9 protein-coding genes are annotated in these 16,343 nt (G+C 69.4%); 5 read left to right on the forward strand and 4 right to left on the reverse strand.

The features are described 5' to 3' along the window. Positions 1-22: 22 nt before the first annotated feature. The 3 genes from ACHWVH_RS00775 to ACHWVH_RS00785 all read right to left on the reverse strand — a co-directional run bounded on the left by ACHWVH_RS00775 (position 23) and on the right by ACHWVH_RS00785 (position 3,089). The gene (locus ACHWVH_RS00775; protein ID WP_284467606.1) at positions 23-1,030 is read right to left on the reverse strand and encodes a cation diffusion facilitator family transporter; all 1,008 of its coding nucleotides are present in this window, start codon (positions 1,028-1,030) and stop codon (positions 23-25) included. Between the two features lie 283 nt (positions 1,031-1,313). Further along, on the reverse strand, positions 1,314-1,925 hold the full coding sequence (locus ACHWVH_RS00780; RefSeq protein ID WP_394686525.1) for a DUF4142 domain-containing protein: 612 nt from the start codon (positions 1,923-1,925) through the stop codon (positions 1,314-1,316). A gap of 156 nt (positions 1,926-2,081) precedes the next feature. Beyond that, a complete protein-coding gene (locus ACHWVH_RS00785; RefSeq protein WP_267084548.1) occupies positions 2,082-3,089 on the reverse strand; it encodes a YeiH family protein in 1,008 nt (335 codons plus the stop codon). Between the two features lie 102 nt (positions 3,090-3,191). Here ACHWVH_RS00785 and ACHWVH_RS00790 point away from each other — a divergent pair, with 102 nt between their 5' ends. The 4 genes from ACHWVH_RS00790 (at position 3,192) to galA (ending at position 10,860) form a co-directional block, all read left to right on the forward strand. Then, positions 3,192-4,085 carry a LysR family transcriptional regulator gene (locus tag ACHWVH_RS00790; protein WP_295927028.1) on the forward strand — a complete coding sequence of 298 codons (894 nt, stop codon included), beginning with the start codon at positions 3,192-3,194 and terminating at the stop codon, positions 4,083-4,085. Between the two features lie 325 nt (positions 4,086-4,410). Then, entirely contained in the window at positions 4,411-7,113 is a 2,703-nt protein-coding gene (locus ACHWVH_RS00795) for a TonB-dependent receptor (protein ID WP_295927033.1), read from the forward strand. A gap of 16 nt (positions 7,114-7,129) precedes the next feature. Next, positions 7,130-8,305 (forward strand): arabinogalactan endo-1,4-beta-galactosidase, encoded by a 1,176-nt coding sequence (locus ACHWVH_RS00800; protein ID WP_295927034.1) that lies wholly within the window; start codon positions 7,130-7,132, stop codon positions 8,303-8,305. Then, entirely contained in the window at positions 8,302-10,860 is a 2,559-nt protein-coding gene (gene galA, locus ACHWVH_RS00805) for a beta-galactosidase GalA (RefSeq protein WP_394686466.1), read from the forward strand. The genes ACHWVH_RS00800 and galA overlap by 4 nt, the downstream gene beginning before the upstream one ends. Positions 10,861-11,122: 262 nt before the next feature. On the opposite strand, the gene ACHWVH_RS00810 is transcribed toward galA, so the two are convergent. Then, positions 11,123-13,051 carry an alpha-L-fucosidase gene (locus tag ACHWVH_RS00810; protein ID WP_394686467.1) on the reverse strand — a complete coding sequence of 643 codons (1,929 nt, stop codon included), beginning with the start codon at positions 13,049-13,051 and terminating at the stop codon, positions 11,123-11,125. A 445-nt stretch (positions 13,052-13,496) separates the two neighbouring features. Here ACHWVH_RS00810 and mutS point away from each other — a divergent pair, with 445 nt between their 5' ends. Then, on the forward strand, positions 13,497-16,109 hold the full coding sequence (mutS, locus tag ACHWVH_RS00815; protein WP_394686468.1) for a DNA mismatch repair protein MutS: 2,613 nt from the start codon (positions 13,497-13,499) through the stop codon (positions 16,107-16,109). Positions 16,110-16,343: the final 234 nt, after the last annotated feature.

The following is a 16,343-nucleotide window of genomic DNA, read 5'->3' on the forward strand; positions in this document are numbered from 1 at the left end:
ACGCCGTTACGCAGCCGTGCTGCTAGTGCGAATGCCCCTGCATGCGGCCGTGCCCATGTGCGGGATGGGCATGATCGTGATCGTGGTCCGCGTGACCATGCCCGTGATGATCGTGACCACCACCCTCGCCCGCCGCCGGCGTGCCGCACGGGGTAGCGCCGCAATGGCCGGCTTCCATCTGCAGGGTGATGTGATCGATGCCGAACTGCGCATGCAGGCCATCGCACAGCGCGGCGCGCACGGCATCGGCGTCATCGCCGTCGGCGACCACCACATGCGCGGTCAGCGCCGGCGTGCTGGAGGCCAGCGCCCACACGTGCAGGTCGTGCACGCTGGCCACGCCGGGCGCGGCCTGCAGATAGCCGCGCACCGCGCCCAGATCCACGCCCTTGGGCACGCCTTCCAGCAGCACGTTGATCGCCTCGCGCAGCAGCACCCAGGTCCGCGGCAACACCCATAGACCGATCAGCACCGCCAGGATCGGGTCGATCAGCTTCCACCCGGTGACGCGGATCGCCAGCGCGCCGACGATCACCGCGACCGAGCCGAGCATGTCGCTCCACACTTCCAGGTAGGCACCCTTCATGTTGAGGCTCTCGCCGCTGCCGGCCTTGAGCAGGCGCATCGAGATCAGGTTGATCAGCAGGCCGAATGCGGCGATGCCGAGCATGCCGACGGTGGCGATCTCCTGCGGCTGGCGGAAGCGCTGCACCGCCTCCCACAGGATGTAGCCGGCCACCACGAACAGCAGCGCGCCGTTGACCAGCGCGCCCAGCGCCTCCAGCCGCGCGTAGCCGTAGCTGCGCTTGGCATCGGGCGGGCGCCGGCTCAGCCGCACCGCGATCAGCGCGATCATCAGCGCCAGCGTGTCGGTGGCCATGTGCGCAGCGTCGGACAGCAGCGCCAGGCTGTTGGTGAGGAAAGCGCCGGCCACTTCCACCACCAGGAACAGCGCGGTGAGACCGAGCGCCCACCACAGGGGCTGCTCGTGGCGGATTTCGGTGGGGGCGTGGCTGTGATCGTGTCCCATGGGGCGACCGGGCGGCGATGCGAAGGAAGATGGCCGCTACCTTAGGCCGCCGCCTGCGCGGAGACTATTACACCGTTCGACAGCGGCACGCGCTCTTGTGCGCTCGCGCAACCGATTGACCGCAAGGGGATACGGCAACCAGGCACACCGGATGCCGGGGTCATGAAGTCTGGTCGCTACCTGCCCTGCCACACGCTCGCCAAGGAAAAGGCTTGAGAAGCTCCCTCGCACGCGACTCATGAAAGCGCGGATCTCGGCATGGCGGCCGAGACCCGCACGACGCTCAACGGGCCGGCGCCGCCGATGGCGCGCCAGCGCTCTGCAACTGCTGCGCCTTGGCCAGGTGCTCGGCCACATGGGTACGCGTGGTACGCAGATGCGCGGCCACGTCCGGGGTCTTCGCGGCGGGGATCAGGGTGCTGTCGAGCATCTGCAGGGCGGCCTGGTGATCCTTGACCATCGCCATGACGTAGGCCTGCTCGAAGCGATCGCCGTCCATGGCCTGCAGCTTGCCGGCCTCCGCCTTGGCCTTCTGTATCTGCTGCTGCGCCGACGCGGCCTTCGCATCAGGACCCCACGGCGCGATCTTGGCGTTGTTGTCCGAGTGCTCCTTGACCATCAGCATGGCGTAGTCGCGCACCGGGCCCTTGACCTGCTTCTGCAAGGCCAGGTTGCCGGCGTTGATCTCGCTGGTGTTGATCGCCGACAGCACGCCGAGCGCCTGCTTTTCGTTGAGCGCGGACGCGCGCGCGCCTTGCGCGCCCTGCATGCCGGTCGACGTCTGCGCGGCAGAGGTCGACGGCGTTTGCTGCTGCATGGCGGCGGGATCGGTACTGCCGGCCTGGCCGGACGTATCGGTCTGCGCATGCGCAAGGCCGACGCCGAGAACCGACATGAGCGCCAGAGAGAACGCGGAACGGGAATGACGCATGACAATCTCCTTTGCATGGCAGGTATCGCCATGCTCCGCGGCCTTTCGTGAGCGCTTGGTTGAACGTGGGTGCAGGCGATGCGAAATGCTGCAGATGCACGTGGACTGCGGCGCCCGCGCCTACGGCAAGCAGCGCAGCAGCAACACGCTGAGGCTGGCCAGTGCCAGCAACGACAGCGTGCCAGCCGCCAGTACGCGGCCGCCGGACGCGAGCACCGTGCGCAGATTCACCGACAGGCCCAACGCGGCCATCGCCACCAGGGTGAACAGCAGCGACAGCGACTGCGCCGCTTCGATCGCCGGCGCCGGCAACACACCCAGCGCGCGCAGCCCCATCATGCCGACGAAGCCGAACACGAACCACGGCACCAGCGCGTGCGCCGGGCGCCGCTGCGTCGGCGATCCACCACGGACCAGCCCCAGCAGCAACATCACTGGCCCGAGCATCAGCACCCGCATCAGCTTGACCAGCGCCCCCACCTGCGCGCTCAGCGCGCCCACTGGCACGGTCGCCGCCAGCACCTGCGGCACCGCGTACACGGTCAGGCCGGCGAGGATGCCGTAGTGGCGCTGGTCCAGGCCCAGCACGGGCACCGCCAGCGGCAACAGCAACACCACCAGCACGCCCAGCGCCGCGGTGAAGGCGATCGCTGCAGCGACATCCTCGGAGTCGGCGTCGATCACCGGCGCTGCCGCCACGATCGCCGAATTGCCGCAGATCGCATTGCCGCACGCGACCAGCGTGGCCAGCCGCGACGGCAGGCCCAGCGCGCGACCGATGCCGTAGCCGATGGCGATCGCCAGCAGCACCACCGCGGCGATGGCGCCCAGCAACAGACCGCCGGCCGCGCCGATGGCGCCGATGCCGACCGAGGCGCCGAGCAGCACGATGGCCAGTTCCAGCGGCAGCTTGGCGGCGAAGGCGATGCCGGCGTGCGTGGACGGCGGCAGGCGCCACGCCGTGCGCAGCAAGGTGCCGAGCACGATCGCGAACACCAGCGCGTCGATCCAGCGCCGGCCCAGCCACTGCAGTTGCGCGCGCTCGGCCAGCCAGGCCAGCGCCGCCACCGCGATGGCCAGGGCCAGGCCGGGCAGCAAGATGGAAGGTCTGTGCGGTTGGGTGCGCATGGCAGCGATCCGGATCAAGTGGCGGCAGATTGCGCCCGCAGACCGTTCCGATCCATCGCATAATTGTGCACACTTCATTCGCTCACTCCGAACGGTTGCCCCATGACCCTGGAACAACTCGCCCTGTTCGTGGCGGTGGCCGAGCGCCAGCACCTGACTCAGGGTGCGCAGGCCGCGCACCGCACGCCCTCGGCCGCCAGTGCCGCGATCAAGGCGTTGGAGCAGCAGTACGGGGTGGCCCTGTTCGACCGGGTCGGTCGCGGCTTGGTGCTGACCGCGGCCGGTGCGGCGTTCTGTGAGGACGCCAAGGCGATCCTGGCGCGCAGCCGTGCGGCCGAACTGGCGCTGAGCGAGTGGCGCGGCGTGCTGCGCGGCACGCTCGATCTGCACGCCAGCCAGACCGTGGCCAGCTACTGGTTGCCGACCCGGCTGATGGCGTTCCATGCGCGCTATCCGCAGATCGAGATCCGCCTGAGCGTGGGCAACACCGACAGCGTGGCGCGCGCGGTGCGCGAGGGACGCGCCGAACTGGGCTTCGTCGAGGGCCGCGTGCAGGCCCCCGAACTGCTGAGTTCGCCGCTGGGCCACGACCGGCTGCGCGTGGTCGCCGCGCCGGACCATCCGTTGGCGGGGCGTCGCCGCGTCGGGCTGGCACGACTGGTCGCCGACAGCACCTGGATCATGCGCGAACCCGGCTCGGGCACGCGCTCGGCGTTCGAGGCGGCGCTGCGCGATGCCGGCATCGGCCCGGAACGCCTGCGCGTGGCCCTGTCCCTGCCCTCCAACGAAGCGGTGCTGTCGGCGGTGCAGGCCGGGCGCAGCCTGGCGGCGATCTCGCAACTGGCCGCGGCGCCGTGGCTGGAGAGCGGCCGCCTGCAGCCCCTCGCCGTGGCCCTGGGCGAACGCACCTTCCATGCCCTGCGCCACCGCGAACGCAGCCTGGGTGCCGCGGCAGCCGCCCTGCTCGGCTTGCAGGCCCCAGCCACCGCGGCCTGAGCCTCGCGTGGGCGACGGTAGACGCGGCGCGCGATATCCATTCCAAAACGAGATAGCCCTCGGCAAATGCTTCATTGGAATGGAATGCCTGTCGCTTCTATCCTCGCTTCCGGTCTCTCGCGCGCCAAGGCAGCGGAAGGGGAATGTCCGCGGCGCCGCCAGCAGACATGCCACGCACGCCCCGCCACGTCGACAGACACGCCATCGAGGACAGCGACCGGGACAGCCTGCAGCCCTGCATGACGCCCTGCCGATGCCTCCAGGACCGGGTTTTCCGGTCCACGCCAATTTGATCGGTCACTTTTTGTCCTGGGAGGGAACAAAAATGCCTTTGGAACAGTCCCGTCGCCCGGTCGGCCGGCGCGCGCACCGCCCTGCCGCCCGCACCCTGCTGGGCGCGGCCATCGTCCTGGCCCTGTCCGGCAGCTTTGCCGCGCAGGCGCAGAGCACCAGCGCCGATCCGGCAGCCACGCCACCCGCCAAGCCCGATGCCACGACCGACGCCAAGACCGGCCAGCAACCGGTCACCCTGGACAACGTGATGGTGGTCGGCCAGCGCGCCAGCCTGGAACAGGCGGTGCAGGCCAAGCAGCTCGACGACCACGTGGTGGAAGTCATCTCCGCCGACAACATGGGGCAGATGCCCAACGTCACCGTGGCCGAGGCGCTGGTGCGCCTGCCCGGCGTCAACGGTACCCGCGACCGCGGCAACGAAAGCCTGGCCACCGTGCGCGGCCTCGGCCCGCGCATGACCATGGGCACGGTCAACGGCCGCGAGATCGCCTCCTCCGAACCCAACCGCGCGGTGCGCTGGGAGGTGTTCCCCACCGAGATCGTCTCCACCGTCAAGGTCTACAAGACTCCATCGGCGGACCTGATCGCCGGCGGCATCGCCGCCACCGTGGACATCTCCACGATCAACCCGCTCGATCACACCGGCCCGACCTTCGTCGCCACCGCCGGCCCGGTCTACTACGACGAGGCCAAGGACGCGCGCGACTACTCGCCGTGGGGCCAGCGCCTGGGCGCGAGCTGGATCCACCGCATCAACGACAACCTGGCGGTCGCGCTCGGCGCCACCTACCAGAAGCAGAAGAACGCCGGCGTCTCGATCGGCAGCTGGGGCTACACCGATGCCAGCAACGCGCGCGATGTGGATGGCGACGGCAAGGTCGACTACACGCCCTGGGGCGCGGCCGACCAACTCAAGCTGACCGAGCAGACCCGCACCGGCGCCATGGGCACCGTGCAGTGGCGCTCGGGCAACCTGGAACTCAAGCTCGACGGTCTGTACTCGCGCATCCGCATCGACGAGGACCAGCGCCAGAACTGGTTCAACAACCTCGGCTACAGCATCTACTCGGCCAGCAATCCGTACACGACCCCGGGCTCGTCCTACACCATCGTCGACGGCGACGTCGTGGCCGGCACCCTGGCCAATTCCAAGCTGCAGGTGGACCACGTCGTGGCCCGCTACGACGAGGTCAAGACGCTGGCGGCCGGCGGCCTCAACGCCAAGTGGCGCGGCGACGTGTGGACGCTGGGCAGCGACCTGTCGTTCTCGCAGGCCAAGCGCGACAACGACTGGCGCGCGGTGCGCTTCGGCAGCAACCCGGACACGGTGTCGTTCGATTTCCGCCACGGCGTCACCCCCACCATCAGCACCAGTTCCGACGCGCCAGAATGGGGCATCAGCGGCCAGACCGAGCCGCAGGCGCTGCGCGACCGCATCGCCGCGCTGGCGCTGAGCGCGAGCCGCGCGATCGAGGATTCGCCGGTCACCGCGCTGGAGTTCGGCGCGCGCGCCTCACGCCGCGAGAAGCAGAACCGCCACTTCACCAGCTTCCAGTCGGGCTACAGCCAGCCGATCTCGGCCTACCAGGACCTGATCTATCCGGCGACGATGCCGGACTTGAACGTGCCGACCCTGACCGGCGGCGACCTGGACGCGATCGCCAAGCTCGGCTTCGGCGGCTTCGATCCGAGCCTGGCCGCCGAACAGCGCCTGGACCACTGGAACGTCGAGGAGAACGTGCGCGAGGCCTTCGCCAAGGCGGTGTTCAGTACGCAGTGGTTCGGCGTCGACGTCACCGGCAACGCCGGCGTGCGCGTGGTCCACACCGACACCGACAGCCACGGCTACGACACCATCGGCGGCGTGGTGCAGCCGAGCAGCGCCGGCAAGACCTACACCGACGTGCTGCCCAGCGCCACGGTCAACTTCCTGATCGACCCCGAGCGCATCCTGCGTCTGTCGGTGGCCAAGGTGATGGCGCGGCCGCCGCTGGACGAACTGCGCACCGGGCGCGCGCTCGACGATCCCAACACCACCGTCGGCCAGCTCACCGGCAGCGGCGGCAACCCGCAGCTCAATCCGTTCCGCGCCACCCAGCTCGACCTGTCCTACGAGTGGTACTTCCACAAGGAAGCGCTGGCGGCGCTGGCGCTGTACCGCAAGTGGGTGGATTCGAGCATCGGCTACAAGACCCAGCACGAGACCATCGACGGCCGCGACTACCTGATCAGCGGCCCGTTCAACGGCGGCGGCGGCTACATCAACGGTGCCGAGCTGACCTTCCAGACCCCGTTCTTCTTCATCCCGCACATGGAGAACTTCGGCATCTACTCGAACTACTCGTACGTGGAATCCAACCTGCACGAGTTCTCGCCGGCGGACAATCCGCTGCCGCTCAGCGGCCTGGCGCGCAACACCGGCACGCTGGACCTCTGGTACAACAACAACAAGTTCGAAGCGCGGATCGGCTACAAGTACCACAGCCCCTACACCGTGGTGTACGGCTGGAACGCGGCGCGGCTGGCGCGACTGGAGAGCGAAGGCACGGTGGACCTGAGCCTGGCGTGGCGCTACAGCGAGCACCTGGGCTTCAAGTTCCAGGTCGGCAACCTGACCAACGAACCGCTGCGCGCCTACAGCGACAACAAGCGCAACCGGCTCGCCAACCAGGACGATGGCGGCTACCAGCTGTTCGGCCGCCGCTTCGCCCTGGAAGCGACCTACACGTTCTGAGCCGGTGGAGACCCGCATGCGATCCAGACGCACCTGGCTGCCGGCGCTCGCGCTGGCTCTCGCCACCGCCCTCGCCGCGCCCATGGCCGGCGCCGGCACGCTGTACCTCGGCGCCGACCTGTCCTACGTCAACGAGATGGAGGATTGCGGCGTGCAGTACCGCGACCACGGCGCGGTGCGCGACCCGTTCGAGCTGTTCCATGCGCACGGCGCCAACCTGGTGCGCGTGCGCCTGTGGAACGATGCGCGCTGGACGCGCTACAGCGATCTGAGCGACGTCAAGAAGACCATCCGCCGCGCGCGCGCGCAGGGCATGCAGGTGCTGCTGGACTTCCACTACTCCGACGACTGGGCCGACGGCGAGAAGCAACTGATCCCCAAGGCCTGGGCCAACATCACCGACCAGGACGAACTGGCGCGCACGCTGTACGGCTTCACCTACGACACGCTCAGCGCGCTGGACCGCGCCGGGCTGATGCCGGAACTGGTGCAGGTCGGCAACGAGAGCAATTCCGACCTGATGGACAGCCAGCCCTGGGACAAGCGCCGGCCGATCGACTGGACCCGCAACGCCAAGCTGTTCAACGCCGGCATCCAGGCAGTGCGCGACGCCGGCGCGCGCTCGACGATCAAGCCCAAGGTGATGCTGCACATCGCCCAACCGGAGAACGTGGAGCCGTGGTTCGCCGACGCCGCCAAGGCCGGCGTGCGCGACTTCGACTTCATCGGCATCAGCTACTACCGCAAGTGGTCGCGCGAGACCATGGACCAGCTCGGCGCCACCATCAAGCGCCTGCGCCAGCGCTATCCGGCCGAGGTGATGGTGGTGGAGACCGCCTATCCGTGGACGCTGGAAAGCGGCGACCCCTCGCCCAACCTGCTCGGCGCCGACTCGCTGATCAAGGGCTACCCGGCCACCCCGCAGGGCCAGCTGAACTACCTGGTCGACCTCACCCAACTGGTGGTCGACAACGGCGGCAGCGGCGTCGTGTACTGGGAGCCGGCCTGGACCAGCAACACCTGCAAGACCCGCTGGGGCGTCGGCTCCTCGTGGGAGAACGCCAGCTTCTTCGATTTCCGCCACGGCAACGAACTGCTGCCCGGCATCGGCTTCATGCAGCACGCCTACCGACCGGCGCCGGCCACGACGACCGGCAAGGGGGCCGCGCCGGCGCAGGACGCGCAGCCATGATCGAACTGAGCCGCCGCGACCTGCTGCGCTCGCTGGTCGCCGGCGGCGTGCAGGTGGCGGTGCCCGGTGCCGCCGCGGCGCTGGCGCCGGCCGCGCTGGCCGCCACGCCCGCCGGCAGCGATGCCATTGCGCCGATCTCGCTGGATCTGGACGACGATGCTCCGCGCCAGCGCCTGCTGTGCGACGGCGGCTGGCGCTTCCATCTCGGCCACGCCGACGACCCGGCGCGCGACTTCAATTTCGGCACCTTCCAGCGCACCTACGCCAAGGCCGGCAAGGACACCGCCGATGCGGCCCTGCTCGGCTTCGACGACAGCGCCTGGGAGCGCATCGACCTGCCGCACGACTGGGCGGTGGCGCTGCCGCCGCGCCAGGATCCGACCTCCACCCTGGTCAACGGCGAAGACCCGGCCGCCGCGCACGGCTACAAGCCGCTGGGCCGCACCGATCCGCAGACCAGCATCGGCTGGTACCGGCGCGTGCTGGAGATTCCGGCGGAAGACCTGGGCAAGCGGATCAGCCTGGAATTCGACGGCGTGTTCCGCGACTGCATCGTGTTCTGCAACGGCCACATCGTCGGCCGCAACGGCAGCGGTTACTGCGGCTTCGAAGTCGATCTCAGCGACGTGCTCGACTACGGCGCCAGGAACATCATCGCCGTGCGCGTGGATGCCACGCTCGGCGAAGGCTGGTTCTACGAGGGCGCCGGCATCTACCGCCACGTCTGGCTGCGCACCACCGACGCGCTGCACGTGCCGATGGACGGCGTGTACGTGCGCAGCGCCTGGGACGGCGGCGCCGCGCAGGCGCTGGTGGAGACCGAACTCGGCAACCACGGCGCGACGCCGCGGCAGTGCAGCGTGGTCTCGGTGATCCGCGCGCCGGACGGGCGCATCGTCGCCCAGGCCAGTTCCGCGCCGATCACGGTCGAGCCCGGCGTGGTGCAGCGCGTGCAGCAGACCCTGGACCTGGGCACGCCCGCGCCGTGGTCGCCGGAGAACCCGCAACGCTACACGCTGTCCACGCGCCTGCTCGGCGACGGCCGTACCTGCGACGCGACCACCACCCACTTCGGCGTGCGCCGCCTGCAGTTCGACCCGCAGCGCGGCCTGCTGCTCAATGGCGCGGCCTACAAGCTGCACGGCACCAACAACCACCAGGACCATGCCGGCGTCGGCACCGCCATTCCCGACCGCCTGCACGAATGGCGCCTGCGCCAGCTCAAGTCGATGGGCTGCAACGCCTACCGCAGCGCACACAACCCGGCCTCGCCGGCGGTGCTGGAGCTGTGCGACCGGCTGGGCCTGCTGCTGATCGACGAGACCCGGCGCATGTCCTCCGACGACGAGGCCATGGCCGAACTCACCTCGATGCTGCGGCGCGGCCGCAACCATCCCTGCGTGATGCTGTGGTCGCTGGGCAACGAGGAGCCGCAGATGGTCACCGCGCGCGGCGCGCGCATCGTCGCGCGCATGCAGCGCCTGGTGCGGCGCCTGGACCCGAGCCGCCCCACCACCTTCGCCATGGACAAGGGCTTCGACGACGGCGTCGGCCAGGTCGTGGACGTGGTCGGCTTCAACTACCGCACCACGCAGATGGACGCCTTCCATGCGCGCCATCCGCAGATCCCGGTCTACGGCAGCGAGACCGGCAGCACCGTCGGCGTGCGCGGCAACTACCGCACCGACGAGCGCGGCCATGCCCGCGCCTACGACCTCGACTACCCCTGGTGGGCCAGCAGCGCCGAAGCCTGGTGGAGCTATGTCGCGCAGCGCCCGTACATCGCCGGCGGCTTCGTCTGGACCGGCTTCGACTACCGCGGCGAGCCGACCCCGTACAACCGCTGGCCGAACGTGGCCTCGCAGTTCGGCATCCTCGACAGCTGCGGCTTCCCCAAGGACAACTACTGGTACTACCGCGCGCAATGGACCGCCGCGCCGGTGCTGCACCTGTTCCCGCACTGGAACTGGGACGGCCTGCTGGACGAGCGCGACAACGGCATGGTCGACGTGTGGTGCCACAGCAACCTGGACTCGGTGGAACTGCTGGTCAATGGCGTCAGCCAGGGCCTGCAGCAGGTGCCGGCCTACGGCCATGTCGAGTGGCGCGTGCGCTACGCACCCGGCCGCATCGAAGCGCGCGGCTACCGCGGCGGCAAACAGGTGCTGACGCAGCTCCGCGAGACCGTGGGCGCCCCGGCCGCGGTGCGCCTGCGCTGCGAACGGGCGAATCTGCTGGCCGACGCCGAGGACGTGGCCGTGGTCGCGGTGGAGATCGTCGACGCCAAGGGCCGCGTCGTGCCCACCGCCAGCGACGCCGTGCGCTTCGCCGTCCGCGGCCCCGGCCGCCTGATCGGCGTGGGCAACGGCGACCCGTCCAGCCACGAACCCGACAAGGCCGACCAGCGCCGCGCCTTCAACGGCCTGTGCATGGCCTTGCTGCAGACCACGCGCGATGCCGGCACGCTGACACTGGAAGCGACCGCGCCCGGATTGGCGCCTGCGCGGCTGGCGCTGAAGAGTGTGCGCACCAAGCCGCGGCCGTTCGTCGCCTGAGGCGGCCGCGCGCTTTCGAGGCGCTGCGCGGCGCCATCGTCATGCGCTCCCGACTCGGTGCTCCTACGCGGCGCTGGCGCGCCAGGTAAGTCCGCCCAAGCCGTGGTCGGCACACGCGCGACGCAGAATGAAGTGAAGCCGCTGACGCGTCATTCCGAAGCCGATCTACGACGCCTCGCCAGCGTCGCCGCAGCCACGACGCTGCATCGTCCCGGCGATGCACGCTCCCCCACCGCGCATCGCGGCGAGGGAGCGCCAGCCCTCACCGCAAGCGCGAGAAGGCACCGATCCCGGCGATCGCCAGCCGCTCGGCGGGCAGCGCCGTTTCGGCGAACGACAGCCGCAGGTAACGGATCTGCCGCACCTCGGGGAAATTCAGCCGCTGGGTCGAGAGCGCGTAGGCGATATTGGACAACTCGCCGCCACCGGCCGGCTGCCAGTGCTGGCCATCCTCGCTGCTTTCGGCGCGATAGCCCTTCGGCGGCGCCGCACCGTTCATCACCGTGCGCGAGGGGGTGAGGCTGAAGCCGGCGACCTGGCGCTGCGCACCGAGGTCGATGGTCACCTGCACGGGATGGTCCGGCGTGGGAGCGGGCACGACCCAGATCGTGCCGGCATCTTCGTCGAGCAACTTCTCCGCTCCCGGCGCACTGGCCGCAACGATGCGCCAACCCGCGGTGGACAGCACGTCCGGCGCGTTCGTCGTGGGCCGCGCGACCGCAACGGGCGCCACCGCGCGAAACAGCGCGAATTCGCTGATCGCCGGACAGACCGGCGCCTCGAGCACACGCAGGCGCACACGGCGCGCGGCAATCGGACGATCGAGCCGCAGGATCCGCTGCGCGCCGATGCATTGCGCTTCGGCCAAGCGCTGCCATTGCCCGTCCACCTCGGCGTCGATCGCGAAGCGGGTGACGCGCACGCCCAGCGGCAGGTATTCGCGCAGCCGGATCAGGTCGAAGCTATGCGCCGCCGACAGTTCCAGCGTCAGCGTCGGCGTGGTGACGTCGTCCGGCGTGGACCAGTAGCTGTCCGGCTGGCGGTCGAGCACACGCTCCGGCTCGAACCCCGGACCGCGCGCCGCGCTGGCGCTGGCCTTGGCGCCCTTGGCCAGATCGATGGCGAAGCTGGCGCGGATCGCGTCGCCGAAGCTCTTCAACACCGCAACGTCGTGGTCGGCGATGCGGCCGCGCCGGTCCGGCGGAAGATTGAGGTTCATGTTGGTGCCGCGCGCGACCGAGGTATCGAAGTAGCGCACCAGATTCTCCGGGCTGCGCACCTTGCCGTCTTCGTCGGCATGGTAGAACCAGCCCGGGCGGATCGAGGTGTTGGTCTCCGCAGGCCACCACAGCGCCCCGCCACGCACGCCAGCATTGCCGTTTTCCTGCGTGTAAGGCGCATTGGGCATGGTCGGCCAGCACGGATCGCCGGCCACGCCCTCCTCGTTGCCGACCCAACGGATATCTGCCCCCAGCGGGTCGAAGGTGCAGGCCATCGGCTGGTGTTGGTGGACCAGCTCGATCATCCGCGGCCAGTTGTAGTAGGCGGGCGCATCGATCTTGCGGGTTTCGCGTGCTCCGCCGTAGTAACCGTCGCCACCGTTGGCGCCGTCGAACCAGAACTCGAACAGGTCGCCATAACCCGTGCACAGCTCGACGATCTGCTTGCGGAAATAGTCGAGATAGCCGGGACGGCCATACTCGGCGTGGTTGCGATCCCAGGGCGAGAGATAGATGCCGAAGGCCAGGCCGGCACGCCGGCACGCCGCGGCCATTTCGCCGACGATGTCGCCCTTGCCGTTCTTGTAGGGCGAATTGCGGATGCAATGCTCGGTCAGGCGCGTCGGCCACAGGCAGAAGCCATCGTGGTGCTTGGCGGTGAAGATGATCCCTTTGAGGTTGCCGGCCTTGGCCGCGGCGACGATCTGATCAGCGGAGAAATCGCTGGGATCGAATCTGCGCGGATCTTCGTCGCCGTAACCCCATTCCTTGTCGGTGAAGGTGTTCATCGCAAAATGCACGAAGGCGTATTGCTCCCACCGGTGCCAGCGCAGCTGCCGCGCGCTTGGCACGGCGCCCCACGGTGCCGGCCCTTTCGGGCGCGGCGCGGCCACGATCCGGGCGGCGGATGCGCTGAAGCCCGCGGCGACGGCCACGACACCCGTGGCAAGAAAGGTACGACGATCGATCATGGACGCCTCCGGCTCTACACAAGCCCGGATCTTAGCTTTTCCAACGGCGAAACAGTCCTGCCCGAAACGACACACGGGCATTCAAAGGACACAACGTCACCGTGTGGCCGATCCTCCGCCGCATGCTCGGAAATTGCACTGCGCGCTGTCGCCAATCCGCTTTTTTACGGACAATGGCAGCTGGCGCCGAGACGACTCGCACGCAGTGGCTGCGGACTCGGCATTGCACATGCTGCGTGCGCACCGGACATTCGCTGTCTCGCGATTGACCTTCCTGCCTTTGTCCGTAGAAACGGTGCGCCCCCGACGTTGCACCGTGGATCGGCAGGTGGCGCATCGAACCACGCACCGGGCTGGCGCCGCGCCACGCTGTCATTTGCTGCCGGCACCCGTCCATACTTGTCCACGGACAGTCACCCCGAAATTCCTTAAGTCACTGAATCAGATGCAGAATCGAGAAAAAACCCAAGCTCCTGGAAGCGCAGCGGAGCACACCCCGCTGATGAAGCAGTTCTTCGCCGCCAAGTCCGAATACCCGGACCTGCTGCTGTTCTTCCGCATGGGCGATTTCTACGAACTGTTCTACGACGACGCGCGCAAGGCCGCGCGGCTGCTGGACATCACCCTGACCCAGCGCGGCAGTTCCGGCGGTGCGCCGATTCCGATGGCCGGGGTGCCGGTGCATGCCTACGAGGGCTATCTGGCACGGCTGGTGGCGCTGGGCGAGTCGGTGGCGATCTGCGAGCAGATCGGCGATCCGGCGCTGGCCAAGGGCCTGGTCGAGCGCAAGGTGGTGCGCATCGTCACTCCCGGCACGGTCACCGACGAGGCCTTGCTGGACGAGCGCCGCGACACCTTGCTGATGGCGATCGCGCGCACCAAACAGGGCTACGGCCTGGCCTGGGCCGACCTGGCCGGCGGCCGTTTCCTGGTCAACGAGGTGGACAACGAGGACGCGCTGGAGGCGGAACTGGCGCGACTGGAGCCGGCCGAACTGCTGGTGCCCGACGAGGACCAGTGGCCGGAGTTCCTGCGCGAGCGCCGCGGCGTGCGCCGCCGGCCGCCGTGGCTGTTCGACGCCGACAGCGGCCGCCGCCAGTTGCTGGCGTTCTTCCAGTTGCACGATCTGAGCGGCTTCGGCATCGACGACAAGCCGCGCGCCACCGCTGCCGCCGGCGCCCTGCTCGGCTACGTGGAGGAAACCCAGAAACAGCGCCTGCCGCACCTGACCGCGATCGCGATGGAGACCGCCGGCGAGGCGATCGCGATGAACGCGGCCACGCGACGTCACCTGGAACTGGACACGCGTGTGGACGGGGACACCCGCAACACCCTGCTCGGCGTGCTCGACAGCACGGTCACGCCGATGGGCGGGCGCCTGCTGCGGCGCTGGCTGCACCGCCCGCTGCGCCTGCGCGAGGTGCTGGTGCAGCGCCACCACGCGGTCGGTACGCTGATCGACCGCGGCGCCGACGCCGACCTGCGCGAGGCGTTCCGCGCACTCGGCGACGTCGAACGCATCCTCACCCGCGTCGCCCTGCGTTCGGCGCGCCCGCGCGACTTCTCCACGCTGCGCGACGGCCTGGGCCTGCTGCCGAAGGTGCGCGCGGTCCTGGCACCGCTGGATTCGCCGCGGCTGGCCGCGCTGGCGGCGGAGCTGGGCCAGCACGACGAGATCGCGCACCTGCTGGCGTCGGCGATCGCCGAGCAGCCGCCGCTCAAGCTCAGCGACGGCGGCGTCATCGCCGCCGACTACGACGCCGAACTGGACGAACTGCGCCGGCTCAGCACCAACGCCGACCAGTTCCTGATCGACCTGGAAGCGCGCGAACGCGCCAACAGCGGCATCGCCACGCTGAAGGTCGGCTACAACCGCGTGCATGGTTACTACATCGAGATCAGCAAGGGCCAGGCCGACAAGGCGCCGGTGCACTACAGCCGGCGCCAGACCCTGACCAACGCCGAACGCTACATCACCGAGGAACTGAAGAACTTCGAGGACAAGGTGCTGTCGGCGCGCGAGCGCGCGTTGTCGCGCGAGAAGCTGCTCTACGAAGGGTTGCTGGACACGCTGGGCGAGCGCCTGGAGCCGCTCAAGCGCGCCGCCGCCGCGCTCAGCGAACTGGACGTGCTGGCCGGCTTCGCCGAACGCGCGCAGGCGCTGGACTGGACCCAGCCGGAACTCGAGACCGGCGCCTGCCTGCGCATCGAACGCGGCCGCCACCCGGTGGTGGAAGCGGTGCGCGAGCAGCCGTTCGAGCCGAACGACCTGGACCTGCACCCCGACCGCCGCATGCTGGTGATCACCGGCCCGAACATGGGCGGTAAATCGACCTACATGCGCCAGAACGCGCTGATCGTGCTGCTCGCGCACATCGGCAGCTACGTGCCGGCGCGGCGCGCGGTGATCGGCCCGATCGACCGCATCCTCACCCGCATCGGCGCCGGCGACGACCTGGCGCGCGGCCAGTCCACCTTCATGGTCGAGATGGCCGAGACCAGCTACATCCTGCACCACGCCACTGCGCAGTCGCTGGTGCTGATGGACGAGATCGGCCGCGGCACCTCCACCTACGACGGCCTGGCCCTGGCCGACGCGGTGGCGCGCCATCTCGCGCACCACAACCGCTGCTACACGCTGTTCGCCACGCACTATTTCGAGCTGACCGCATTGGCCGACGAATCGGTCGAAGGCGGCGCCAGCGGCATCGCCAACGTGCACCTGGACGCGGTCGAGCACGGCGACCGCCTGGTGTTCATGCACGCGGTCAAGGACGGCCCGGCCAACCGCAGCTTCGGCCTGCAGGTGGCGGCGCTGGCCGGCCTGCCCAAGGCCACGGTGGCGCAGGCGCGGCGACGCCTGGCGGAACTGGAGCAACGCGGCGGCGAAAGCCATGCCTCGCAGATGGCGCCGCAGGCGCTGGACGCGCCGCAGCAGTTCGGCCTGTTCGCGGCCACGCCCTCCGCCGCGCAGGAAGCATTGGCTGCGCTGGATCCGGACGAACTCACGCCCAAGCAGGCGCTGGAAGCGCTGTACCGGCTCAAGTCGCTGCTGTAGGCGGCCTGCGATTCAGCCCCTCTCCCACCGGGAGAGGGGTTGGGGTGAGGGTCCGGCGCGAAGCGTCTCGCAGCGCCAGGACACACGAGGCTGCGCCCGCACCCTCATCCGCCCCTTCGGGGCACCTTCTCCCAAAAAGGGGGCCATGGTCCCGGAGGGAGAAGGGAAGCGCCAAAGCCCCTCTCCCATCGGGAGAGGGGTTGGGGTGAGGGTCCGGCGCGAAGCGTCTCGCAG

Origin of the sequence: uncultured Xanthomonas sp. (genome assembly GCF_964278005.1) — a bacterium.
GTDB classification, from domain to species: domain Bacteria; phylum Pseudomonadota; class Gammaproteobacteria; order Xanthomonadales; family Xanthomonadaceae; genus Xanthomonas_A; species Xanthomonas_A sontii.

What these genes read in the sequence shown, in the direction of transcription:
- mutS (WP_394686468.1), top strand. Translation starts at nt 13,497, where the DNA reads ATGCAGAATCGAGAAAAAACCCAAGCTCCTGGAAGCGCAGCGGAGCAC.
- ACHWVH_RS00785 (WP_267084548.1), bottom strand. Translation starts at nt 3,089, where the DNA reads ATGCGCACCCAACCGCACAGACCTTCCATCTTGCTGCCCGGCCTGGCC.
- ACHWVH_RS00810 (WP_394686467.1), bottom strand. Translation starts at nt 13,051, where the DNA reads ATGATCGATCGTCGTACCTTTCTTGCCACGGGTGTCGTGGCCGTCGCC.
- ACHWVH_RS00780 (WP_394686525.1), bottom strand. Translation starts at nt 1,925, where the DNA reads ATGTCGGTTCTCGGCGTCGGCCTTGCGCATGCGCAGACCGATACGTCC.
- ACHWVH_RS00795 (WP_295927033.1), top strand. Translation starts at nt 4,411, where the DNA reads ATGCCTTTGGAACAGTCCCGTCGCCCGGTCGGCCGGCGCGCGCACCGC.
- ACHWVH_RS00775 (WP_284467606.1), bottom strand. Translation starts at nt 1,030, where the DNA reads ATGGGACACGATCACAGCCACGCCCCCACCGAAATCCGCCACGAGCAG.
- ACHWVH_RS00790 (WP_295927028.1), top strand. Translation starts at nt 3,192, where the DNA reads ATGACCCTGGAACAACTCGCCCTGTTCGTGGCGGTGGCCGAGCGCCAG.
- galA (WP_394686466.1), top strand. Translation starts at nt 8,302, where the DNA reads ATGATCGAACTGAGCCGCCGCGACCTGCTGCGCTCGCTGGTCGCCGGC.
- ACHWVH_RS00800 (WP_295927034.1), top strand. Translation starts at nt 7,130, where the DNA reads ATGCGATCCAGACGCACCTGGCTGCCGGCGCTCGCGCTGGCTCTCGCC.